The organism is Sphingobacterium sp. UBA7855, assembly GCA_002500745.1.
Taxonomy (GTDB): Bacteria; Bacteroidota; Bacteroidia; order Sphingobacteriales; family Sphingobacteriaceae; genus Sphingobacterium.
Map to the genome: position 1 here is coordinate 94,316 of DLST01000012.1, position 23,348 is coordinate 117,663.

21 protein-coding genes are annotated in these 23,348 nt (G+C 39.9%); 3 read left to right on the forward strand and 18 right to left on the reverse strand.

Annotated elements, in window-relative coordinates; genetic code table 11:
• Positions 1 to 13 precede the first annotated feature (13 nt).
• Both B2107_RS10800 and B2107_RS10805 read right to left on the reverse strand, forming a co-directional pair.
• Entirely contained in the window at positions 14 to 1,696 is a 1,683-nt protein-coding gene (locus tag B2107_RS10800; protein ID WP_293955642.1) for a tetratricopeptide repeat-containing sensor histidine kinase, read from the reverse strand.
• A 98-nt stretch (positions 1,697 to 1,794) separates the two neighbouring features.
• Positions 1,795 to 1,947 (reverse strand): hypothetical protein, encoded by a 153-nt coding sequence (locus B2107_RS10805; protein WP_293955643.1) that lies wholly within the window; start codon positions 1,945 to 1,947, stop codon positions 1,795 to 1,797.
• Between the two features lie 390 nt (positions 1,948 to 2,337).
• Between B2107_RS10805 and B2107_RS10810 the strand changes: the two genes are divergently transcribed.
• Positions 2,338 to 3,402: a hypothetical protein gene (locus B2107_RS10810; RefSeq protein ID WP_293955644.1), complete on the forward strand. Its 1,065-nt coding sequence runs from the start codon at positions 2,338 to 2,340 to the stop codon at positions 3,400 to 3,402.
• A gap of 126 nt (positions 3,403 to 3,528) precedes the next feature.
• On the opposite strand, the gene B2107_RS10815 is transcribed toward B2107_RS10810, so the two are convergent.
• The gene (locus B2107_RS10815; protein WP_293955645.1) at positions 3,529 to 3,975 is read right to left on the reverse strand and encodes a nuclear transport factor 2 family protein; all 447 of its coding nucleotides are present in this window, start codon (positions 3,973 to 3,975) and stop codon (positions 3,529 to 3,531) included.
• 445 nt (positions 3,976 to 4,420) lie between these two features.
• On the reverse strand, positions 4,421 to 5,233 hold the full coding sequence (locus B2107_RS10820) for a hypothetical protein (RefSeq protein ID WP_293955646.1): 813 nt from the start codon (positions 5,231 to 5,233) through the stop codon (positions 4,421 to 4,423).
• 358 nt (positions 5,234 to 5,591) lie between these two features.
• Here B2107_RS10820 and B2107_RS10825 point away from each other — a divergent pair, with 358 nt between their 5' ends.
• Positions 5,592 to 6,623 (forward strand): hypothetical protein, encoded by a 1,032-nt coding sequence (locus B2107_RS10825; protein WP_293955647.1) that lies wholly within the window; start codon positions 5,592 to 5,594, stop codon positions 6,621 to 6,623.
• 223 nt (positions 6,624 to 6,846) lie between these two features.
• Here the strand turns inward: B2107_RS10825 and B2107_RS10830 are convergent, their stop codons facing one another.
• The 3 genes from B2107_RS10830 to B2107_RS10840 form a co-directional block, all read right to left on the reverse strand.
• Positions 6,847 to 7,293, reverse strand: coding sequence for a hypothetical protein (locus tag B2107_RS10830; protein ID WP_293955648.1), 447 nt, complete (start codon positions 7,291 to 7,293; stop codon positions 6,847 to 6,849).
• Positions 7,294 to 7,509: 216 nt separating this feature from the next.
• Complete coding sequence (locus B2107_RS10835; RefSeq protein WP_293955649.1) at positions 7,510 to 8,655, reverse strand: MFS transporter; 1,146 nt, start codon at positions 8,653 to 8,655, stop codon at positions 7,510 to 7,512.
• Between the two features lie 9 nt (positions 8,656 to 8,664).
• Positions 8,665 to 9,669, reverse strand: a complete 1,005-nt coding sequence (locus B2107_RS10840; RefSeq protein ID WP_293955650.1) for an alpha/beta hydrolase — start codon at positions 9,667 to 9,669, stop codon at positions 8,665 to 8,667.
• Positions 9,670 to 9,760: 91 nt separating this feature from the next.
• Here B2107_RS10840 and B2107_RS10845 point away from each other — a divergent pair, with 91 nt between their 5' ends.
• The gene (locus tag B2107_RS10845; protein WP_293955651.1) at positions 9,761 to 10,132 is read left to right on the forward strand and encodes a winged helix-turn-helix transcriptional regulator; all 372 of its coding nucleotides are present in this window, start codon (positions 9,761 to 9,763) and stop codon (positions 10,130 to 10,132) included.
• 929 nt (positions 10,133 to 11,061) lie between these two features.
• On the opposite strand, the gene B2107_RS10850 is transcribed toward B2107_RS10845, so the two are convergent.
• From B2107_RS10850 to B2107_RS10900, 11 genes are all read right to left on the reverse strand, one after another.
• Entirely contained in the window at positions 11,062 to 11,541 is a 480-nt protein-coding gene (locus B2107_RS10850) for a hypothetical protein (RefSeq protein ID WP_293955652.1), read from the reverse strand.
• 38 nt (positions 11,542 to 11,579) lie between these two features.
• The gene (locus tag B2107_RS10855) at positions 11,580 to 11,990 is read right to left on the reverse strand and encodes a Dabb family protein (protein WP_293955653.1); all 411 of its coding nucleotides are present in this window, start codon (positions 11,988 to 11,990) and stop codon (positions 11,580 to 11,582) included.
• An 11-nt stretch (positions 11,991 to 12,001) separates the two neighbouring features.
• Entirely contained in the window at positions 12,002 to 13,327 is a 1,326-nt protein-coding gene (locus tag B2107_RS10860) for a hypothetical protein (protein ID WP_293955654.1), read from the reverse strand.
• 87 nt (positions 13,328 to 13,414) lie between these two features.
• Positions 13,415 to 14,794: a sensor histidine kinase gene (locus tag B2107_RS10865; RefSeq protein ID WP_293955655.1), complete on the reverse strand. Its 1,380-nt coding sequence runs from the start codon at positions 14,792 to 14,794 to the stop codon at positions 13,415 to 13,417.
• Entirely contained in the window at positions 14,791 to 15,480 is a 690-nt protein-coding gene (locus tag B2107_RS10870) for a response regulator transcription factor (RefSeq protein ID WP_293955656.1), read from the reverse strand. The genes B2107_RS10865 and B2107_RS10870 overlap by 4 nt, the downstream gene beginning before the upstream one ends.
• A gap of 198 nt (positions 15,481 to 15,678) precedes the next feature.
• Entirely contained in the window at positions 15,679 to 16,389 is a 711-nt protein-coding gene (locus B2107_RS10875) for a hypothetical protein (protein ID WP_293955657.1), read from the reverse strand.
• A 482-nt stretch (positions 16,390 to 16,871) separates the two neighbouring features.
• Positions 16,872 to 17,744, reverse strand: coding sequence for a phosphodiester glycosidase family protein (locus B2107_RS10880; protein WP_293955658.1), 873 nt, complete (start codon positions 17,742 to 17,744; stop codon positions 16,872 to 16,874).
• Between the two features lie 7 nt (positions 17,745 to 17,751).
• Positions 17,752 to 18,900, reverse strand: coding sequence for a YdcF family protein (locus B2107_RS10885; protein WP_293955659.1), 1,149 nt, complete (start codon positions 18,898 to 18,900; stop codon positions 17,752 to 17,754).
• Position 18,901: 1 nt separating this feature from the next.
• Positions 18,902 to 20,599 carry a right-handed parallel beta-helix repeat-containing protein gene (locus tag B2107_RS10890; protein WP_293955660.1) on the reverse strand — a complete coding sequence of 566 codons (1,698 nt, stop codon included), beginning with the start codon at positions 20,597 to 20,599 and terminating at the stop codon, positions 18,902 to 18,904.
• 25 nt (positions 20,600 to 20,624) lie between these two features.
• The gene (locus B2107_RS10895; protein ID WP_293955661.1) at positions 20,625 to 21,551 is read right to left on the reverse strand and encodes a sugar phosphate isomerase/epimerase family protein; all 927 of its coding nucleotides are present in this window, start codon (positions 21,549 to 21,551) and stop codon (positions 20,625 to 20,627) included.
• A gap of 1 nt (position 21,552) precedes the next feature.
• Complete coding sequence (locus B2107_RS10900) at positions 21,553 to 23,334, reverse strand: RagB/SusD family nutrient uptake outer membrane protein (protein WP_293955662.1); 1,782 nt, start codon at positions 23,332 to 23,334, stop codon at positions 21,553 to 21,555.
• Positions 23,335 to 23,348 lie beyond the last annotated feature (14 nt).

Sequence of the window (23,348 nt, forward strand, 5' to 3'; positions counted from 1 at the left end):
CATTATTGTCTTTTTATAATGGGATAACGGTCGTGATATTGAGCCCTTTTCCCGGTTCATTGACAAAGGTAATTTTACCCCCGAGGCTTTCAATACGGGAAACCGTATTTGTTATACCTTTTCCTTTCGATTTCTCTTCAGGGATTCCAACACCATTATCCTTATAGAATATGTTAAGCTGTTGGTCTGATATGTCAAAACGTATGACGACCTGTTCTGCCTGACTATGCTTCTTCATATTGACCATCAGCTCCTGTAGCACATGCTTCACTTCATCTTTAATACGTTTGCTAATATCGTCCCACTGTTCGGCATTGTTACCGGCGATTAATATCTTCCGATGGTCAGCGGCAAAGGATTTGAGTAAGCTTGCCAGTTGCTCGTTATAAGGTATCTCGGTAATAGTTTCCTGTTCGACATCGTGCGAGATATCGCGCGACTGATGGTACATATTTTCCAGTTTATCGAGCACACCATCGCGGTCTACCTCATCGCCATGTTCAATTTCCGACATCACGCGGTAGATTCCATTGGCCACGACATCGTGAATCTTTTTGGAAAGGTGGAGCTGCGTCTCTTTGACCCGGTTCTGTGCTTCGAGTTCAAGACGCTGCTTGCGTCGTTTGTACCAAAGGGTTCCTCCACCGGCAACTAAAACAAGTAGAAAAATACTCGCACCGGTGATCGCGCGTTGTCGTATAAGACGGTTCTGCTTTTCGGCATTTTCTTTTTCCAGCCGCAGGTTATCGGCTTTATTTTTTTCAACTTCATAACGGATCAGCGCAAATTGGTTTTTGGCGGCAGAGCGGGCCTGTTGGATGCTGTCGTTGAGTGCCAAATAGGTCGACAGATAACGTTGAGAATTGGAGGAATTTGATTGAATCAATCCTCTCAAGGCATTCAATTGATCATCTGCGCTATTTATTTCAGTTGCTATTTCATATTGCTTATGTAGATAATAAATAGATGAATCTGGTTTTCTATGGTCATAATATTTAGCTAAACTCGCATAACTTGAATTCTGACCCCAACGATCTTTTTGACTAGTCCTTATCGTTAAAGCTTTATGATAATCCGGTACGGGATTGTAGCTGTTGTCTGCCATCCATTTTGTTTTGGCTAAATTATTTAAAAACTTGGCGTAGTCCGTTGTTCCACTCGGGACTTTTGATAAGATTTCTTCGGAAAGCTTAATTGATTCCGCATAACGTTTAGCATTTCTTAGGCAGACAGCAAGATTATTTTTATACATTAATGTATTTTCGGGATTAGTTGAATATTTTATAGCCTGATGATAATAAGGGATAGCTTTATTATATTGTTTCATTTCGTCCGTCGAATTAGCAATAGTATTATAAGCAAAGGACAACAATGTGTCTTGTTTTAAATTACTCTTCTCTAGAAATTCGATTGATTTTAGAGATGTTTCTTGTGCCCCAAAAAAATCACCCTGATCATATTCATTGATTCCAATAAGAATTAAACTTCTTACAACCGTCAAATTATCACCTTCTTTAAATGCCTGTTCTTTCGCCAATTCAAGGTAAACGAACGAACTATCATACATTCCTAAGTTATAGAATGACAACGCTTTTAAGTAGTAATTTCGACTTTCCCCTTTTAGCTTGCCATGTTTCTTATCAGAACATGAGAATATAGCTAAAATGGAAAATAGGAATAAAATGAGTTTTCGCACGGCTAAGTTTTTTCTAATTTATCCAAAAAACTTATCTAAATCAACTACAACTAAAAAAAGAGAGTGATTTACATCAACTCTCTTTTCTACTATTAAAATTAACCTTTCGGTGGTGGATTTCCTTTATCTCCACCATCACCTGGATTTGGCGGTGGTGTGTCTGCCGTTTGTACTGTTGGTGTTCCTGCGCTAGGCTGTGAATTAGACGGTTGACCGATTCCAAATAAAAAATATAATATTAAACTCCACATAACTCAAAAAATTAAAAGTCAAAAACTTGGTAGGTCCCGTGCCCCATGCACGGGATTGCTACAAATATTTTCAGAAGGCCTTCTGAATTTTTTGGGAAGTAAGAGTGTCAATCGCGGGAGGCAGAAGCTGCTTCCCAAACCGGCTAAAGACTACCGCGAGATCTTCTCATTGTGAAATCAGATTAGTATCTTAGTTTATATTTTAATCGATCCATCATCTGACTTCGAGAACAAAGTTATAGCCGTTAAAACCCTTTTTATCAAATGATTCCGATAGGTCCGAAAGGTCCGATAAAATGCTAAAGATTCTATGAATTCCGATGTATAAAGAATGTATTGACTTACGGGATTCCGTAAATTCCGGTGTAGAATTAGCTTAATTTTGATGCCATGCCAACGACATTTGCCAAATTTAAAGAAGAGGTTCTTGCCCTATATGAGGCAAAGAAAAACAACCATGAGCTGGATGATTTATTAGTTAATCCTTCGCCCGCCAAGCTAAGAGATTATTGCTTAGTTAGATTATCCGAAGGTTTGCCTCCCGAGGATATCGAAATTTTACAAAAGTTCTTTGATCCATATAAAAAAGAAAAGAACTTGGAAGAAGCAATAGCGAAATACAATACTGGGTCATTAAAGGCATTGCAGAAATTTGCCCTTAACATTACGCAGGACCCCGAAGACAGAGTAGTGAAGCTACTCGCAATACTCGTAGACTACCAGCCGAGGCCATTCCGATACAGCTATGATAGTTCAACACTAGATGGACCTAAAGATCCACCGCCAATAGGTGAAGAAAAAAGCTCATCACTGACTGATAAACTAGATGTCCCTTTAATTCCTACCGGCGATAAAGAGCCAACATCGCAAGGTTCATCAATAATTTCCACATTGGCGGGTGAAAACAAAGAACTTAAGGATAAACCGGAAGGAGAAAAAGCTGAAGAATTAATTGACGATCTGAAAGTTCAAAACGACTCAAATGAAATGAGGGAAAATCGGGAAAATATGGACGATTTTAATTATCCCCGACCATTTTTAAAAAAAAACAAACTTATATTGAGGTTTTCAGGTGTAGCACTTTTGGTATTGGCAATATTAACTATCGTGCGTTTTCTGACGCCTGAAGAGTGCATGTGCTGGAATGGAGAAAAATATATTGAGATAGATTGTCAGAGTAAGACACAGCCTTATCAAGTAATAGGCTTAGATAAAAACAAACTTGAGGGATTTGTGAAAATAACGAGACCAGATACCCTAGGTCCCAAGGATGTAGGAAGGGTATGGTATTCAAAAATCAATCATGAGGTGGAATTTTTTACTGGACCGGGTTATCATCCTACGGAATTCGGACGTTCCCTAAAGGCGGTCACTATGCGGATTTTAGATAGCTACGCGGGAGCAAACGCCAAAGGTGATCAAAATAAGAAATATGGAATTATGCAAAAACAATAACCTTTCGTTATTTAAATCCAAATTTCCAAACGCAAAAAAAGCCAGATCTCGCGACCTGGCCTTAATAAACATATGATTCACTAGTGGTTTGTCTTTCATTATTGGCAAACCACCAGTTATTGGATACTACTTATACGAATTGATCGATTTGGATACTTTCCAGTCATTGCCCACACGCTCCAAAGTAACCAGATCAGTCTTGGTGAAGTTCTCAAATTTCAAAGTCACTTTAGCGACCATATAGTCTGCCGATTCCTCGATGATAGCTGTGCTTACTGCACAGTTCAAGTGCTCTCCTTTTTGCTTTTTCAATAGCTTGACCACTTCGCTACGGCTATGATTTTGCGCGTTGAATGCTTGGATCTTTTGATTGAAATCAGCTGCAAATAATCGTTCTACACTTGAAGATTCGCCCTCTGTAGTTACTGCAACATAGTGCTCTAAAGCGAAATCTGCAGTAGAAAGGTTAATGTTTACTTTTGTTGCTTTTGCGTCAGGTCCTTCAGCTGCCATTGCAAAAGTTGATACGGCGATTAAAGCTGCTGCTGCGAATGTTTTTGCTAGAGTTTTCATAATGTCTTTATTTTGTTGTGTTAGTTCTGTTGTTCTTATTTGTTGATTCAAAACTACAACACAATACGCCCCTAGCCTATGGTCATTAGACCAACGATCGGGAAAACTCGGTGAATGACGGGAATGTAGAGGTGAATATACAAATAGATTATTTCGTATACTCCATTTTAGAGTAAATCCGATCGATGGTATTGAATCTTCTTACAATACAAAGCGGCTACAAGCTGCTTTCAAAAGAAAGGTTCAACATAAAAATTGGCGTCGTACAGTAAAAATCCAATAGTCTTTATAATCATTGGATGACGAAACAAAAAAGAGGAAACGATAGGAAACATAAAAATTACTTTACAAATAAACGCTAAGAGAAAGGGTCTGATGAGAATCAGGCCCTTTTGACGTAAAAAAGCCACATCTCGCGATATGGCTTCACAACATGTATATCGTGTTATTGAAAGTATTCAATAACACGATAACTACCATCTTGATATTTATCGAGCAGTTCTTTTAAATAATACTTGTGCTGTACTCCAGTCAAGACAACTATTTTTTTTCCACTATACTGATTAGCGTGTTTGATGATATTAATAGCCATTGTATTATTTCTTAAATCCCAAAAATTACACCAAAGCTGATAACCATCTCGGTAAGAAATCTTTTGACCATTTGGCTTTACTACATATTTCTCTTCAAAAATTACTTCGGAATTAGCTATTTTGGGAATCTCATGATGCTGAAGAGTTTGTCTATATCTGTTTAAAGTTTCAAAAGCGACTGAATTCAATGTCTTTATATCTGTTTTTGAAAAGTTTAACAGCGCATTATTCGCTTCTTTATATTTCTCATAGATGGCTTTATTTTTGTCACTTAACTTACCGACAAGATACAAGCTATCGATAAGCTTTACGGTAAGGTAATCAGCCGGCACCATCCCCCTATCTATTCGGTACTGATTTCTACCCTCAAATTCGAATGGCAAATTGCGTGTCTCAGGATATTTTTTAAGATATCTTAATGTAGCAGTCTGCTCGTTGGAAGTTAGACGGATTTCCTTTGCGTAATCTTTCATCTGTTCGCTATCATTTTCTTGCAAAATTATATCTGGTCTGATCTTATCTATAATTTCAAATAGCATACCCGGGTTCAAAATAGCCGAGGAATCATGCACAGTTCCAATGATATAGAGTTCTGTCTTAATCGAGGTTTGAGCTTGTGCAAAGTTTAAAAACAAAACTGATAGACTTGCAAAAAGATATTTCATTATAAAATTGATATTTAGGCGTTGTTAAAAGTGATACTCCAAATATAAGAAAATCAGTATACGGGAGAAAATTCTTATCCATTGAACGAACAGAGAGATTATCCAAATATTCCCTCTCCGACAGGTGGCCGGCGGAACTTCGAGCACTTCTTCATACACGGTCAAATTCAAATTCAAAAGTTATGCTCGTGTGGAGAATTTTTTGAACAATCTTAAAAATATAATTACTTTTAAAGACATATATAAACCTTGTATGTTGTATAAAAACGAAATTCTAATAAAAAATGGAGTTTAATAACAACTGTGTCATAGGACGCAATGGATTCTTAAATAATTAAAATATATCATGCGCAAAATAATGATCTTATTTATTTTCTTAGCCGTATCAGCATTTCAGCTTATTGCTACCTGCTTTGCTCAAATCAAATATGTTGTATTTAATCAAGACAAACTAACCGATTCATTGAATGGGCATTTATTCTGCAAAAGAACATATGCAGAAATCGGATCCGACAGTACCAATTTCCCAGATTTGACTATTTATAATTTTCTGTTCAAAAAAAACATAATTACTGATGGTTCAAATCAAAAAGTATTTCAGAATTTTATAAGCTTTGAGCGTGAAGGGAAAAATTTGCCCGTTGATATCTTAGTTACAATAACGCCGCTAACTAGGACTAAATTTGAGCTAAAAAATATCTCGAAAGCCGTTGCTAACAACGAGATAAACATAATTACTTTGGATAGCCTGTTGCGAACAACAGCAAAAGATATATTTTATGCAACTTATGCACCTTTAGGTATTTTTTCAGAGACGCCATCACTCAACTTGAAAAGAACGGATTATAAAATCGTGATAAAGCGAAAAAATGAATATTTTCTAGTTGACAACGAGACCTTAACTGAATCCTATTTTATTGGTAATGGCTATATGGAGCCTTATAGAACCAATGCAGCGGGAATATATCCGCAGAGTAAGAATTTTTCAAAACAAAATTATCTCTCTACTGAAAAGTTAAATACAATAAAAGGGGGAATAATAAAAGATACTACCATAAATTTAAATAATCAAGGCCGAACTATAGCTATAGATAGATTTTGGATAAATGAACCTTACATTCCTTTTACAAAAAGTGCCGGTTTAAATAAAGGTAATGATTGGTATGCAGTAGAAGGAATTGGAGATTTTGAGTTCCATTGGGACAATGGTATATTAAACGGTAATTTTTTGGACTATTTTAAAAAAGCCAAGTTAAATTATATGCCCGATAAACAGCTCAATAGAAAACTGAACCTTTGGTATAAAACAAAGAAAATTAATGGGATACCATTCGAAGCATTTTTTGAAGACAAAGGTTTGAACAACACAAATTTGAAATCGATATTATAGCTAGCAATACCAATGTTTCATTGACGTACACCTTGGAAATTCAACTGTCTTTTAAAGCATTGGATGACGAAACAAAAAGAAGAACCGTTAGGAAATATAAAAATTACTGTACAAAATAAACGATAAGTGAAAGGACCTGATGAGAATCAGGCCCTTTTGACGTAAAAAAGCCACATCTCTCGACGTGGCTTTACAACATTTATATACTTGTAAGGGATGGCTCTTATTTATACGAATTGATCGATTTGGATACTTTCCAGTCATTCCCCGCACGCTCAAAGGTAACTAAATCTGTTTTGGTGAAGTTCTCAAATTTCAACGTTACTTTAGCCACCATATAGTCTGCCGATTCCTCGAGGATATCTGTGCTTACTGCACAATTCAACTTCTCTCCTTTTTGCTTTTTCAATAGTTTGACAACTCCGATACGGCTGTTAGATTGTGTATTGGAAGCTTGGATCTTTTGAATAAAATCAGCAGCAAATAACTGCTCTACGCCTGCTGATTCTCCCTCTGTAGTTACCGCAACATAATGATCGAGTGCCGAGTCTGCTGTGGAAAGGTTAACATTTGTTTTTGTTGCTTTTGCTCCAGGTCCTTCAGCTGCCATAGCGAAAGTGGATACGGCGATTAAAGCTGCTGCTGCGAATGTTTTTACTGATGCTTTCATAATGTCTTTATTTTATTGTGTTAGTTTTTTTTATCTTTTCTTATTTGTTGATTCAAAACTACAACGCAATACGCCCCTAACCTATCGGCTTTAGACTAATGACCAAGAAAACTCGGTGAATGGCGGGAATGGGGAGGTGAAAGTTTACGAATATAGAACAGTTCTGATTGTACCATACTTCAGCATCAACAGTATCACAGACCTTTAAGGTCTGGATTATGCTGGCTTCTTTTCCAATCGGGATCTTAGACCGATCATAAAAAAAGCCAACATACCAAATAAAACGGTTATCCAGGGCGTAAACTGTACGCCCTTCGACACAATGATCAAACCACCTACGGTGGTTCCTAGCGTTACGCCTAAGTTGCCAAATGATGTAGCCAAACTATTGGCAAATTCCATCGCCTCTGGTGCAGATGAAATCATATAAGTAGAGGCATTTAGGAAACTTGGAGAATATAGAAAACCCCATAATACGATTACCAGAATTGTAGCCATCGTATTGCCTCCCGAAAAATGCAGGAGTATAGGAACTATTATAGTCCCCGAAAGAAAAAAAACAGTTGTGTGTGTTATGTTCTTGTTTAATAGTTTACCGGCTGTCCAATTAGCAAATACACCGAAAATACCGAATACAAACAGCATATAGCTGACCATGGTTCCGTCCATATCTTTGGCTTTATTTAGATAATCGGCAAAGTAACTATAAGTGGAAAACCAAGCCGCAATCATAAAGAACTTCATTAATGTACTTACAATGAACATCGGTTTTTTCAATATTTTTAACTGACTTCCATAAGATTTTTTTGCTCTCACAGGCATTTCCGGCAATACAAAGTGAATAGCCAATAATGCCACAATGCTGATGATAGCCTGTACTATAAACGAATATTCCCAAGAAAAAATGTTGGCAATATAAGTAGCGAACGGAACAGTTGTTACCATTGCAATAGCAACACCGCTGAACACGATACTCATCAATTCATTTTCGTTCCGTTTATTACCCTGTGAAACCGCTACGGATAAAGCTGTAGCGATATAAACAGGCTGTAAAAATGCAGGTAATATCCTTACAAGCATTAATAGCCAAAATGGTGGTGAAAATGACGATACAATTCCTGTTAACAGAAAAATAAAAATAGCTATCATCATCACTTTCTTTCGGTCAAATCCTGATAACAACAAGGTCATAAAAGGTCCAGTAAGCGCAATCGCTAACGCAAATCCTCCCAACAGATAGCCAGCCTTATCAATGCCGATTTGGTAATGCTCCGCTATTTGCGGCAAAATACCAATGATACCAAATTCAGTTGTTATAATAGCTAAAAAGCCTAATGCTCCTGTGTATGCGTACTTCTTCATCTTAAAATTCTATCTTTCTAACTTTTTGGTTATAAATTCAACAATTTCTTGAGTTGCTAATTGTGTTTCAGGCAAAAGAATTCCCATATGCATAAAGCCATGAACCATGTCTTTATATAAACTTTTTTCAACGGATACTTCTGAATTTTTCATGTTCTGGGCTAATTTCTCGCCCTCATCTCTTAATGGATCATGTTGCGCTAAAATGACGAGAGTTTCTGGAGTTTCTTTGAAATCTTTGATTAAAACTGGAACAGCTAAGGGATTTGTCTTGTCTTCTTTGGATTTTAAATACCAATTCCAGGCCTGTAATCCCCACGCTCTAGTTAAGATTGGACCATTTTTATAATTTTCCCAGGAAGCTGTACTTAATGAGTTATCAGAGGCAGGATAAATTAAAACCTGAAATTTTAATTGACTTCCGTGTTCAAGAGATAAGGCTGCTGCCAAAGCTCCACCCGCACTGTCGCCAATGACCCCGATTTTTTGAACATCAATTCCAAGATTTTCTGCATTATTGATTAACCATGCTGTAGCATCTTTACAATCGTTTAGTCCTGCAGGAAAAGGATTTTCAGGTGCGAGACGGTAATCGACAAAAAGGAGGACTGCTTCCGTTTCATTACTCAATTTTCGAGCGATTGCATCATGAGTTTCATAACCACCAGAAATAAACCATCCTCCATGAATGTAGATAATGGCAGAAGAATTTGATGTTTTGCCTTTAGGGCGGTATAATCTCACAGGAATTTGGTGATTTTTTGAAGGGATATTAAATTCCTCAATGCTGAAAACAGCTTCTTTCGGTCCACTTAATTGTTGAGCCATCGCATCATAACTTTTACGGCTTATATCTAAAGGGTTTTTGCCTTGAAATACCTGTATTTTTTCTAAATGACTTAAGATTTCTTTAATTTTTGGTGTCAGTTGCATAGTCGTTTCCTTTTTGATTGTGCTAGTGGTCTTACATGAAATCGTTCCCAGAATTAGTATCGATAATAAAATTTTTCTCATGTTTATTGATTTTGATGGAACAAAATTAATTTGAAACAATAAATTTGCATAGTATACAGCTAATTGTATGGTACTAACAAATTTGTAAGTAATGGGAAAAAGAAAAGAAAATTCGACTAATTTGTTGAATGAGAGTTATATCATGGAAAGCTGTGATCTGACTTATGCCATTTGCAAAATTGGTGGTCGTTGGAAACTGCTTATTCTTTGCAAATTAGAAAATGGGAAATTGCGTTTCAGCGAATTACGCAATCAGATTATTGGAATTACTGAACGAATGCTTACACTCCAATTACGTGAAATGGAAAAGGATGGCTTGGTAAAACGTACCGTTTATGCAGAAGTACCTCCAAGAGTGGATTATGAGTTGACAGAAATTGCCAAAGAACTGGTTCCTATATGGGCAAAATTGAGTAAATGGGGAGCAAAACATAAAGTTCTAGTAAGTGAAAGCCCCATTTAACAGTAAAGTTAAACCAGCCGTTTCGGGTATCCGTAAAAGAGAACAGCAAAGGATGCTGCGAATGTTTACTAGACCCACCTGTACTTCACGAACAGCATAAGTTTCTTGAATTAAAACTACAATTATTAAAAATAATAAAACTATTTTAAGCTGGCTATTGTTCTTCCAATACAAAGCGGCTACAAGCAGCCTTTCGAAAGAAAAATCCAACATAAAAATTGGCGTCGTACAGTGAAAATCCAATAGTCTTTAAAAACATTGGATGACGAAACAAAAAAGAGGAAACGATAGGAAACATAAAAATTACTGTACAAATAAACGCTAAGAGAAAGGGTCTGATGAGAATCAGGCCCTTTTGACGTAAAAAAGCCACATCTCTCGATATAGCTTTACAAAATAAAGTGACCATTAGGCTGCTCTATTTTTTATTACTGCTCACAGAATCTATAGTTTTTTTGATCAGAGAGCCTTTTTAGATATAATCTTCTTTCGCCATAATAGGTATCAATCCGATTAATTACAGCGATTGGGGAATCAATAGCCATCCTCAGATAGACAGTATCATTCCGCACAAAATTATGCGTATCGTTAAAAACAAGAATATCTTGTAACCCGCTATTATCTCCACAATTTTTCCAAATGGAATTTATTAAACTCTTGTTTTTGCAAGAATAAAGAAAAACGCTTAAGCCCAAAATAACAAGGAGAGATTTTAGTTTCATCGTAAAACTACTTTGTATACTATATACAATGGCAATAATAAGTAATTTTTCTAAACTATTTTAATCTCCGCTTTGCAGAAAAGTTTTCTGAAATTGGGCTATATAGCTTTATTCCTTTGGAATCTCTTCAAAATAAGTCCTCATAAATACAAAGGAAAATTACTGCCAATGTTGTGCCACAGGTCAGACTGCGGCACAACATAAATGTTAGTCATTTTTTGCTACGAAAAGATCATCAGCCCCCTCATTGATAGGGATATACAATCTTTCCCAGCTTTTTGAATGAACCATTTGCCAGCTATGCCCAGTACCTTTCAAATCTTCAGCCAAAAGAATTGTTCCGGGTTTGATTAAAAAAGTTGAGCCATCGCTGACTTTAAATCTGATTTTACCTTTCAGCGTAACCACATATTGTCTTCTTGGAGCTGGATGAGCATTTTTTTCCCATTCTTCTGTCTTATTGCTCGTCCAAAATGTACTCGTATTGGCGTGTTTCAGTGTTGGAATAAAGCCTTTTTGAAACGAGCAGGTTCCATCCGGGTTGTTGATTAACCGTACCGCAGGCATTTCACCTTCGGCTTCCACTTTGACCTCTTTAATTTTTCCACGGCCTTCTTGTGCTTTCACGGCGGTTAAGCTTGATGCTGCCAATACGCAAGTAATAGCTAATTTGGATATCATTTTCATTTTGTAATGGTTGAAATTATTATTTTGTTGTTTTAATTTTAGAATTCATAAACCGTATCGTGCACCACCATCCGTTCAAAATAGGGTTTGTATTTAGCGACAAGGGCGAGGTGTCCCGGTAGTTTACCATAAGCCTCTAGTTCCTCCAATGTCGCAAATTCCATGGATGCATTGTAGGTAAACGAGTTGTCCAATACCGCTCTTGGGGAAGAAGCAGCTGGCTTACCATAACGTACATTTTTGACATAAGGAAGCTTTTTAAGACCTTCAAAAAACTGTTTAAACTCTTCTACCTGTTCAGCAGACAAGTCAGGTTTTAGCCAAAAAAGCAAATAGTGGAAATACACTTTTTTTGTTTTCGCTTTTTTCTCTTTTGCTATCAAAGAGGTTGCCGCAAAGCTCATGACACCGGCGGTACCTAGTGTAAGGATAAAATCTTTTCTTTTCATGTTATTGCTATTTAATTAAAATCAATTCGATATTTAAGCACAAATGCCCACTTGTGATCTGTTACCACAGCTTGATCCGCAGCATTTAAATTATAGATCGGACGATTTTGCGCATCAAAAGTCAGCCGGCTGCTATTACCGTGCATCAGTAGCGAAATACCTGCGTCATAAATTAGACTTTTGTCTTTCAATGCCTTGTATTCCCCTACTTGTACAGAAACCGCTGGCTGCAGCTGTAAATTATGTTTGGATGGATTGAAATAAGGGAGTGTACCGCCGACCTGTGCGTAAAATGTATTTCCCGTGCCAGCATTTGGCAAGCTATTTCCCGCACCATTCAGGCTTGCATTGGCCGCATCGATACCTGTCGCAGGGTTGTTTGTACCTGCAAAGCGAAGATAGTTGGGACCATAATCGCTGTGCATAGCCATACCGTAGGCACTAATCGAAGTTCCTTTCTCTTTGTCGAGTGGCGCATCGTAGATAATATCCGCCGCAAAATTGCGCATATCGTCATTTTTGGTCATCTGCTGTTCATCCAGGTGCCAAAGGGCATTGTGCATATACTCAAATCCAGCCCCTATGCTGAGCACATCTTTTTTACCGAGGTACGTACCCGAATTGAATGGCGTTTCGTTACTCTCTTTATCGTGAAATGCGTAGCGGAAGTAGCCTGACACATCTTTGCGTGCTTCATTTTTGCTGAAGGTGGCTTTATTTAATTTAGGATCAGCGCTGGCGGCGGAATATGGATCAGCAAGTACCACCCTATAGTCAAATTTGCCAAGTTGTCCTTTTGCATAAATGCTCATTTCACGTACGACCATATCGGTAGCTCCAGTATTGGATGTCGCATACAGAGGCAAATCGTAAAGAAGCGTATTAAGTGGTCCTGTTGTAAATCGGGAAAGACCGCGCCAAGTGGAACGACCACCACCGATGGCAAGTTTTGGGTTAAAGCTATATTCGGCATAGGCATCCAATAGATCCATATACGTATTCGTCTTGCTATTGACGTTTACATTGGTCGGCCCCATCTGTAATACAAACAGTAAATTCTCAGTAGGCTTGTAAGTCATCTTTGCCCTAATACGCCGCAAAGAGAGATCAGATACATTCGATACAGACTCATTGTTTACCAAACTCCCCGGATTGAGCTGACTATATCTCGCCCACAGCTCGGCGTACCCGCTGAAGCTGATATAACGTGTATGCTCCTTATTTAAGAAATGAGTAAGTTTTGGATTTCCAAAATCATTGGTTTGCGCCTCGGTGAGCTCTGCGCTACCGAGTCCCAAACTGAGGAACAATGCCAAGGTAAGCTGTTTTCTATTCATGATTCAACCTAATTTTGTTTTTTTGATAAGTCAAAATTAGGCTGAATATGGAGGTGATATTATTAGAAAACCATTAGAATTTCTAGCTTATTCAAGCTCCTTTGGATAGGCAAGTTTAAGTTCGACTATAAATACGGTCCCTACATGGAGCGTTGAATTAACCGCTACGGTACCCTGATGCATCTCAATAATCCGCTGAACAATCGAGAGGCCGATGCCATGTCCCTCTTTTGAAGGCGTACCCGCCACACGGTAAAACAAATCAAAGATATGCGGGATATCCTTGCTGTCTATTCCGATACCATTATCTTTTACCTGTACCTGTGCTATGGTATTATTTCTGGAGAGCAATACCTGAGCAGAATGATTGGCACTATATTTACAGGCATTCTCGATCAGATTAGCAAAGGCCACTTTCAAGAGGTAGGCATTTGCAGAAACCCAGATTTCTTCTTCGTCGATTGCTGCATCTGCATCAAAAGAGATGCTCACGCGATAGTCTTTATTTTTCTCTAAGACGACTATTTTCGCTTCCAGCAGTATTTCGTCGAGTCTGATTTCTTCAAAATTTACCTGCGAACTATCGTAGTTTGCCCGGGCAAAATCCAGCAAGGCTGTCGAAAGTACCGTAGCCTCTTTCGCATCGAGCAATGCCCTATCAATAGAGGTAAAATACTCATCCACATTGGTATTCAGTTGCTGCGCCAATTCCAGTTCGGCGATCATAGCAGCCAAAGGTGTTCTAAACTCGTGGGAAATAATGGCGACAAAATGGCGCTGGTTATTGAAAGATTTTTCCAACCGATTGAACGTATTGTTAAATGTTTCGATAAGTTCTGAGAGTTCGTCTTTCGCATTGCTATCAGAGACGCGCGTGCTCAAGTTATGTTCAGACACATCCTTTATCTGATGTATAATGTAATTGATTGGCTTTAGAATATACCGTGCAAATAGGAATGAAGAGAAAAAAATGAAAAACAGGGCAACAATATAGATCGTTATCAAAATATTTTTTAGCCGTTCCATATGCGCAAAGCCTGTGACATCATACGCATGTCCGATTAAGAAAAATGGCTTGCCCTCAAATTTATAGTTCAAGCCCATATACAATTCTTTACCTTGTTCCCAAGTTAAAAAATTAGACCTTTTGATCGATTCTAATCTAACATTTGGATACGCTTGCTCACCGATGTCGGCAAAAACCACCTTATCCTGCTGATCGAAAACCGTTATCTGCGCTTCATTGATCAGTTTCTTGTTTTGTTCGTGAATTTTTCTGATCTGATTTTCCTGTACTTTAGCATCAAAAATAAATTCTGCGCGCCAGATGATCTTATAGCGCAGCCGGTCCACAAATTCTTCCTTTCGATTTAGTTCAGAAAAGAAATAAACCGCATACGCAAATAGAAACAAGATGATAGCCGACGAGAACGTAAATACCAAGGAGGTTCTATTGACAATCTTCATTCTTTATTGGATAAAACAAATCCATGTCCGGATTTCGTATGAATCAATTTTGGTGAAAAATCGCGGTCTATTTTTTTACGTAAATAATTGATATATACGTCAATATAATTCGTTCCAGTATCAAAGTTTTTGCTCCAGACATTACGTGCTATCTCATCCTTACTGAGCATGGTTTCCTTATGCTTCAAAAAGAAGTGGAGGAGATCAAACTCTTTGGGAGTCAGCTTGATAAGCTGTCCCTGACTGCGAACCTGCTTACTCCGCAGATCAATACTGATACGATCATAAGTCAGCAGCCCTCGGATCTCTTCTTCACTGATTTCACGATGGCGCTTAAGCAAGACGGCGATACGTGCAAAAAGTTCGCGTATTTCAAAAGGTTTCACCATATAATCATCGGCTCCCGCGTCAAAACCAGATATTTTTTCATCGATACTGCCCAATGCCGTGAGCATGATGATCGGAATTCTGGGGTAAGCCGCACGCATCTGTTTACTGAGCGCTATGCCATTCATTCTTGGTAACATGATGTCTATGAGAAGTAAATCATAGTCAACAGATTTGGCTTCTTTGATCGCTGATTCCGCATCACCAAAAACATTGACCAGGTAGCCCTGACTTGTTAATCCTTTTTTCACACTCGAAGCAACGCGTTCATTGTCTTCTACGACCATTATTTTCACCATTCTAGCATACTTGTATGTATCTATCGATACTATTGGACAAAGTTAGTTATTTTTCAAAATGGCAGGACAATTCTGTTTCAACTTAATAAAGATAACAGCAGTATAATCAAAATCCTATTCACTGCTCATATCGCGCAGCCTCCATGAACTTTAGAAGACGGTCAGTAAAAAAACGTAAATTTGCCGTTATCGCAATTGCTAAAATGGCATGGTTACCACGCGTGCTTTATATTTACCTTTTTTAATCTCAAATAAAACTGCATACCCACCAGCGCCATCGCCATTAACAGCAGTAATGTATAAAATATCATTTGAGTCATCATAGTAGCATGTAGCAAACTCGTTGTTTACATTAAATAGGCTTTCAATTTCCTTTTCTGGGATCTGGATAAATCTTCCCTTTATAGTAGCTTGAATAGAGGTGTAATGGCTTGTAGGGATCTCGCCATCTGTTCCCCAGACTTGCTGCCCCCTAAATTTGTCTAAAACGGTCTGCTCACCATATTGAGTCGATGAAAAATCACTTTTATTTTTCTCGTAATCGAAACGATCTGAATTTATTTGCACGGATATATCTTTTGACACAAATTTTGTTGTGCCTTCATCAAAAAATATGTTAGGGATTTGCTTATAGGATGCTATATATTTAATTCTTGAATGGTGTATATACCCAGTGATGCTCTTGTTATGGTTGTCGGTATAATCTACAATTACCCAGTCGCCGAACTTTTCATCAGCAAATGCATATACAATTTCATCAGCAGCAATTTTTGAAACGACCGCACTATTAACTGTAGCTCGCTTCCTCAAATTTACATAGCCGTCTTTGTCAATGATTTTCGCAAATTGAGCCGAGGCCGATTGGCATACTGTGAGAAAAAGTAGTACTAAAAAATATCTCGTATTCATTTAATATAAAAAAGCTTTTGATGATATAATACTGTATTCATTTTTTTTTCAATTTATCAAAAAATAATTTACTTCAAAAAAACTATTTGGAAACGGCTACAAGCTACCTTTCAAATGGAAGGTTCAACATAAAAATTGGCGTCGTACGTGAAAATCCAATAGGTTTTAAAAACATTGGATCACGAAACAAAAAAGAGGAAACGACAGGAAAAATAAAAATTACTGTGCAAAAAAACGGTAACAGAAAGGGTCTGATGAGAATCAGGCCCTTTTGACGTAATAATCCACATCGACCTTGACGCAAGATTAGGGATAATTGAGCTAATCTTTGCCCACTGGCCGCGCAACTTCCAGAATAACAGTAAAAGGATAAAAGAACATAAAATGCATTTAGCTAATACCAATAAGAATTGTTCAAATTAAATAGTGACCATCTCATCTTATCTGTGAAATGGCCTTCTATCTATATAAATATATGGTTTCTATTTTAATGTAAATACCGTGGCTACAGCGCGTTCACCTTCATGGTCAAACTTCCCATTGTCAGAAGGGTAGTTAACCACTCCTTCACCTTTCACCCAGGCGGTGGAGGAACCTCCGCCATCATAGTTTAACGCTGAAGTACAGCCCAAAGCGGCCATTAACTCGCCCAGCTGGGGTATCGTCAGTCCCTGCGATTGTGATGAGCGGCCATCGATAACTGCTACAATAAGCTTACTGTCCTTGGTAAGCCCAATTGCTGTGCGGGGATGTCTACTGGTATTGAAATCTACGTTCAACTGCTCCAGTACTTGACCATCCTGCATCAATAGTGGGCCGCCAGCCAATGCAGCTGTAGCGTTCAGGGTACCCCAACCTCCCGCAGGCTTCGGCACAATCTGATAGCTTTGCCCGGTAAAGGTAAATGCACCATTTTCACGGTAGCTATTAAATCCATATACCGTCTGGTTGATCACCTGGCCATCGTATTTGAAAAACACGGTTGATCCGCCTGTACTGGTATTAAAGTAACTGCCGTTAAATGCAACCAAAGCTCCCTTAGCCGTGGCGGCGGCACTTGTTTTTAGAAATCCGGTCTTCACATAGGGAATTTCCAACTGCATGCCTTTCTTCAGATCGATCTCAAATACATTGACATATTGTTTGGAGTCAAATATCCGCGGAAATTGGTAATACTTCCACACAACACCATCCGCAACAGTTTTTGTATTCCAGGTTGCCGTATTGATAATCTCCGCCAAGTTTTGTTCCTGGGGAATACTGTAATCATAGGGCAGCTGCGTTCCGCCCTCATTTTTCTTGCATGAAATAACAAGAAAAAGCAGCATTAAGCTATATATAAAATTTCTTTTCATCTGTTTTCTACTTTATTTCGCCGATCCACTTTAATTTTAATGGAAACGCTTTTTCAACTGTTTTCTGGTCAATAGTACATATGGCCGATTCCATATTGCGGTAAAAGATGACCTTATTTTCTCCTGGCTGCAATCTTGCAGCACTTACATTGCCCGCCCCCCAGCTATAGGGCCAGTTGACAAAAAAGTGTTGCGGCAGGGTTTCCCTGACATACTGAAAGGTCTTTCCTTTTTGCTCCGCCAATAGCACCTTGTCCCTTCCGATCAGTACCAAAGATTTTCCCTGGATATACCCAGTATTGATTTGGCTCCAGTTCAATGTGTCTGGCAGCTTCAACCATTCCTGAATAGGCTGTTCATCCAGTACCTGATAATTCTTTTTTGAAACTTTACGGCAATAGCCATCAAAGAGAATGTACCATGTGGTGGACTCATCGATATATACTGGCGGATTAAACTCTGAGATGCCTTTCAAAAAAGGAAACAGCTTTTCCACAGGACTGACGCTATAGCTGCTGTTTGCTGCATCCGTTGTATAGACGATATCCTGTGTAAGATAATAGGTGCTGTCTTTTTTTGCCCATACGGCTTCAGGTGTTAGCCAGGTTCCTTTTAATGTAAAAAAATGATTGTCATCGTATGCGTTAAATATTCCGGCATAATCAAGACGGTCCTCCTTTTTGGGCTGAATAGCGCCTTCAATAAAAAACTTCGCTGTCACCCCATCGTACTTTTGCAGGCGGGCAGCGACAGCAATCGCATGCCAATGGTTGGAAACTACATTTACCGTATCTCCCGGCTGAATGATTTGCTCGCCAGCGTTATTTTTAAGTCGCCTGCTAAAAATATAATTCTGCACGGTCGTCTTGGAGTTTTCCTCCTTAAAGATCAATGCCGCAGGTACCCCTTTGCTGACCAACTGCAGCGCCATGGAAGAAGCTTCACAGATCTTCGACCCATGTGCTCCACATCCTCCCGAAACGATGATAGCATCCATCGGCCGGATACGGTAGAGCTGAACAGCAACATCCACTCGCTGGGTAAGCACTACCGGATCGGCTGAACCTAATAAAAGCAAGATATTCTTGTGCTCTGCCCCATAGCTATTGCCCCATAAAAGAAGGATAAAAATAAATAAGCAGCTTAATTTCTTCATCTTATTTCACTTTTGCACCCATCCAGTTGGACGAGCGTGGATTATTATTAATATCTTTTTGTATACGATTGTCGTCCAATGCCGGCTTGTATTTCTTGGCAAGCTCCAGTAATCCGGAAGAGCTTAAGCCGTTACTCATGGAGGGATTTCCGGCACCGATAGGTAGATAATCTGCATTCAGCATAGTCGAAGGTCCAAAACTTACTTTTGGATCAATGCTTCCATCAGCGCCATACACCGCTTTCGTAACAACAGTGTGCTGGATTAATGGAACGACAGCGATGTTATCTGAATAAGCATCAACATCAGATGAGCTTCCCGCCTGGATATTGCCGGATACGATTGAATTGATCAAAGTCAGGTTGTTGACATTGCTGCGGCGATAGACACCACCGCCGGGACCAACAACGGCATTCTTGGTAATGGTTGTACTGATCACATCTGCCTGACAGTTATCATACAGCATTAGTCCGCCGCCGCCGTTGGCTGATGTGCTCGAATTTTCAGCCAGCAGGCAATTAACGAATACACCTTTTGATTTTTCACGCAGATAAACACCTGCTCCATAGGATGTATTTGAATTTCCGATCACCTCACAATTATAGAGTGTAATCGCCGCATTTGGATAGGCATGTAAGCCCCCTGCGGTGCCTTTGGCACTATTATGATTAAACTGACTATCGTAGGCAATCAGTGACCCGTCAGCGATCCATAGTCCGCCGCCGTTATTTCCACTGTTGCTATTATTGTTGATACGGCAGTTTTCTAACCTGAGCTGGGCCCCTGAAAACGCATATATGCCAGCAGCAAAACCAGCAGTCCCCTTATCTGCAGTCGCTTTATTGTCAACCACATCCACATTTTTGAGCAAGACTTTAGCCATACCGATCAACATACCGCCACCTTGGCCACGGCTGAATTTTATGTTGTCGATCGTAGTACTTGCACTTCGGTCGGTGGCATTCCCCCCCTTGATGCTGATATTTTCCAACATAACCTGATTTTCAGGATCCGTGTTTGCCGTCACTGTGACCGTGTGAAACACCGATTTTCCACTGGAAAGCTTCCCCTGAAAGATGGTTTTATACAGGGCCGGATTGGGCTGATCTCCAGGTTTGGCGTTGGCCGCGTATCCGCCGATAAGGCTGACATTTTTTGCGATCTCTATGGTTTTGTCTGATTCCTCATTTACATCGCCATTGCGAATGGTTTTGCTTGGAACATAGATTCCCTCGGCCAAGAATAGGGTACTGCCTGTCGTTGCTTTTTCGAGTGCCTGATCGAGATCTGTAGCACTGCTCCACGAACTGCCATCCCCCTTACCCGCAGGAGTAACATAAAAAACGGGAACTTTTCCGGATTCTTGCAAGACCAAGATCTCCTGCGATAGATTATCGTTCAGCTTGAGCAGCAAAGTCGCTGAACGTTCGTCTTCCGAATTTTTCGAAACAGAAAACCGGATCTTATTTTTCCCCTTGGGATACACGGTACTATCCAGTTTGATCCAATCTTTGTCGCTACTTACGGTAATCGTTGCATTTGCCAAGATGTCCAACTGATAGGTATCGGCTCTACTGCCTACCTCCATATAATCCCGATCGACCAGGAGCCGCTGCTCACTTTCGATTTTATCTTTTTTACAGCTCTGTATGCCTAAGGCAAACAAAAGAACCATAAAAATATATAACGATTTTTTCATTATCATCAATGTTTTTTGAACCTACTTATTGTTTTGTATTGCTGTAATTTTGCTGCAGCTGACGGTAACATTCCATCAGTTGGGCTGTGGTTTCATAATGACACTCAAACATGAATACACCTTTATATTTAATTTTTTCAAGTGCCGCCAATATGGTATTCCAGCCATTCTGCCCTTTACCATTACAAGGCAGGTAGTGACTTTCCTTCGTTCCATCCCCATCCGCGACGTGCAGCGTCTTGACGCGTGGTCCAAACGCCAAAAGCAGTCGCTCGGGATGCGCAATATGGTTCATATCCACGGCAATGCCGACCTGATGAGGAAAGCGGGCGAAAAGTTCCTGACATTCTTCCACGGTCCGCAGTAGGGGTCGTTCCCGCTCCCCTACCGTCAACGAAGGCCCGAGCATATTTTCGATGACAAGTTGCCCCCCTGCCCCCGATACCGCCGTGTACAACTCATTGACAGAACGTACCAGCTGATCCTTGCGGGGCTCGCGTCTCTTCGGCTCTAGGTAGTAGGATGGGTGAAACAGAATCACCTGCGGATGAAGACGGTAAAGACCTTCCAGTAGCTGCAAGTGCATACGCATCACCTGCTGCCGCTGCTGTTCGTCCAGCGTAGAAATATCTATTTTGGCGGAAAAGGGCATATGGATAGACCATACCTTCACCGCGGCTTTTTTCAGTACAATGGCTAACGAATCGCATTTAAGCAACCATTCAGCCTGCGGGATTTTTAAACTGAGATCTGCATTGACAAAGCTTCCGAGACCTGCTATCTCTATATAATCCATACCAATTGCTTTGTCTTCTTTTAGCTTTTCCAATGTTATCTTCCGGATATCAAGGGAGTAGCCAACGGCATAATCAGGCCGATCTTGTTTTTGGCAGTAGGTATATCTGGGGATCAAAAGATAACAAAAGATCGAAATAAAAATAAGTTGTTTCATGTTATCTGTATAATTTCTCCCATTCAGGATTTTGTTTTAAATTTGGGTTTAACTTGATATCTTCGATTGGGATCGGTGCATAGTAATCACGTTTTTCATCAAACTTACCCCGTTGATAAAATGGATCAAGTGACCCCTTATTGGCATTCTGTGTATTCGAAACTGGATCATAAAGTGTCCGCTGATTGATATTGATCAATGTGGTCACGGTACCCGGTGCACCCGATGTGTTACCTGTATGGACATACACATCCGCCTTGCCATCCCCTGTGAAATCATAAGCTCCGATACCGGGGAAATAAACCCCGACAATAGGCTGATTCAGTTTGGATCCGGCTTTCCAGCGCATTAAGTCATCCCAGCGCTGTCCTTCGTTGAACAATTCGATCCGTCTTTCGCGTCGTATTTCCAAAAGAACTCCCCTGAATGCACCAGCATCGACATTGGGATACATGGCCAGCAGATAAGGGTCAGGATTAGCATTCGCTTCAGCGAGGGATAGCATCGGCATCCCCGCGCGGCTACGTAGCTTATTGACCGTCAGGTCGAGGTCGCTTTGACTGATCCTCCCAAGTTCGGCTTTTGCTTCGGCATTGATCAGCAGTGCCTCTGCATAACGAAATAAGATGACATCAAAATAAGAGGCCGATACGCCCCATTGCAATTTATCCGGCAACGCCTTGATCAGACGGTAGCCTGTCGTGGTGATCGTCAAGTTGACAGGCTCATTCGCTGTTTCGCCGTTAGCACGGAAGTCTGGCCCCGCTGTTGTCTGTGTCAGCCTTGGATCTCTATTTTGCATTTCCTGATAGAATTCCATGGTCTTATAACCCGATCTATCTGTAAAGCGGCTTCCATCCTTCATCAGATAGCTATTGATCATATCTTTGGCGATACCGTACGCCCCCGAAGTTGCTGAGGTAAAAGAATAGCCAAGGCCATGCACACGCATGCCCAGTTCAAAATCAATGGCAAGGATAGTCTCCACCTGATCCTGATTATTTCGGGCAAACAGATTCCGATAGGCTTGATCCGCACCGCCCTGACTGTACAAGGTATAGGCCCCGGTATTCATCAGTTCGGCCGATGCACTAACAGCCTCATTCAGGAATTTTTCATATCCCGCGATCTGATGGTATTTTCTAAACGTTCCTTCAAAGAGTGCCACCCTGGCTTTCAGAAGCAGCGCCGTGTATTTAGTGATCAAGTTAAGCTGTTTTTCAGCTGGTATATTTTCGATCGCATAGTCCAGATCGGCCATAATGGAATCCATCACCAGCTGCCGTGAGTCCCTGGCCTTGAAAAGGTCTTCATCTTTGGCACTCAGCACCTTTCCATACCAAGGCACGTCACCAAAAGTTTTCACCTTATCGTAATAAAAATTTGCTCTAAAAAAACGGGCTATGCCGCCGTATTTCTTTTGTGCCGCAGCGTCGGGAACTTTATGGTAGTTGGCCAGAAAGTAATTGATCTTGCGCAACTGGCTCCAGGACCAACCGCCCGAACCACTTCCCACGGGGACAGTTCGATTGCCCTTGATCCGATCGGCCACCGTGAGGGGGATCATATTGTCCGAACTACCATCATTAGTATACCAAGATTCATTCGGCAAAAAAGTGTAAAAATCATTGGTGGCAACCTCCAGATCCTTTGCTGTATTGAAAAAATACGGTGCTTCCACCTGGTCCTCCGAAGGACGGTCCAAATAATCTTTCTGACAAGCTGCCAGCGAAAGTAAGATCAACAGACCAAGTAATTTATAGGTATTTGTTCTAAGTGTCATTATCATTGCGATGT

What these genes read in the sequence shown, in the direction of transcription:
- B2107_RS10805 (WP_293955643.1), bottom strand. Translation starts at nt 1,947, where the DNA reads ATGTGGAGTTTAATATTATATTTTTTATTTGGAATCGGTCAACCGTCT.
- B2107_RS10810 (WP_293955644.1), top strand. Translation starts at nt 2,338, where the DNA reads ATGCCAACGACATTTGCCAAATTTAAAGAAGAGGTTCTTGCCCTATAT.
- B2107_RS10815 (WP_293955645.1), bottom strand. Translation starts at nt 3,975, where the DNA reads ATGAAAACTCTAGCAAAAACATTCGCAGCAGCAGCTTTAATCGCCGTA.
- B2107_RS10820 (WP_293955646.1), bottom strand. Translation starts at nt 5,233, where the DNA reads ATGAAATATCTTTTTGCAAGTCTATCAGTTTTGTTTTTAAACTTTGCA.
- B2107_RS10825 (WP_293955647.1), top strand. Translation starts at nt 5,592, where the DNA reads ATGATCTTATTTATTTTCTTAGCCGTATCAGCATTTCAGCTTATTGCT.
- B2107_RS10830 (WP_293955648.1), bottom strand. Translation starts at nt 7,293, where the DNA reads ATGAAAGCATCAGTAAAAACATTCGCAGCAGCAGCTTTAATCGCCGTA.
- B2107_RS10835 (WP_293955649.1), bottom strand. Translation starts at nt 8,655, where the DNA reads ATGAAGAAGTACGCATACACAGGAGCATTAGGCTTTTTAGCTATTATA.
- B2107_RS10840 (WP_293955650.1), bottom strand. Translation starts at nt 9,669, where the DNA reads ATGAGAAAAATTTTATTATCGATACTAATTCTGGGAACGATTTCATGT.
- B2107_RS10845 (WP_293955651.1), top strand. Translation starts at nt 9,761, where the DNA reads ATGGGAAAAAGAAAAGAAAATTCGACTAATTTGTTGAATGAGAGTTAT.
- B2107_RS10850 (WP_293955652.1), bottom strand. Translation starts at nt 11,541, where the DNA reads ATGAAAATGATATCCAAATTAGCTATTACTTGCGTATTGGCAGCATCA.
- B2107_RS10855 (WP_293955653.1), bottom strand. Translation starts at nt 11,990, where the DNA reads ATGAAAAGAAAAGATTTTATCCTTACACTAGGTACCGCCGGTGTCATG.
- B2107_RS10860 (WP_293955654.1), bottom strand. Translation starts at nt 13,327, where the DNA reads ATGAATAGAAAACAGCTTACCTTGGCATTGTTCCTCAGTTTGGGACTC.
- B2107_RS10865 (WP_293955655.1), bottom strand. Translation starts at nt 14,794, where the DNA reads ATGAAGATTGTCAATAGAACCTCCTTGGTATTTACGTTCTCGTCGGCT.
- B2107_RS10870 (WP_293955656.1), bottom strand. Translation starts at nt 15,480, where the DNA reads ATGGTGAAAATAATGGTCGTAGAAGACAATGAACGCGTTGCTTCGAGT.
- B2107_RS10875 (WP_293955657.1), bottom strand. Translation starts at nt 16,389, where the DNA reads ATGAATACGAGATATTTTTTAGTACTACTTTTTCTCACAGTATGCCAA.
- B2107_RS10880 (WP_293955658.1), bottom strand. Translation starts at nt 17,744, where the DNA reads ATGAAAAGAAATTTTATATATAGCTTAATGCTGCTTTTTCTTGTTATT.
- B2107_RS10885 (WP_293955659.1), bottom strand. Translation starts at nt 18,900, where the DNA reads ATGAAGAAATTAAGCTGCTTATTTATTTTTATCCTTCTTTTATGGGGC.
- B2107_RS10890 (WP_293955660.1), bottom strand. Translation starts at nt 20,599, where the DNA reads ATGAAAAAATCGTTATATATTTTTATGGTTCTTTTGTTTGCCTTAGGC.
- B2107_RS10895 (WP_293955661.1), bottom strand. Translation starts at nt 21,551, where the DNA reads ATGAAACAACTTATTTTTATTTCGATCTTTTGTTATCTTTTGATCCCC.
- B2107_RS10900 (WP_293955662.1), bottom strand. Translation starts at nt 23,334, where the DNA reads ATGACACTTAGAACAAATACCTATAAATTACTTGGTCTGTTGATCTTA.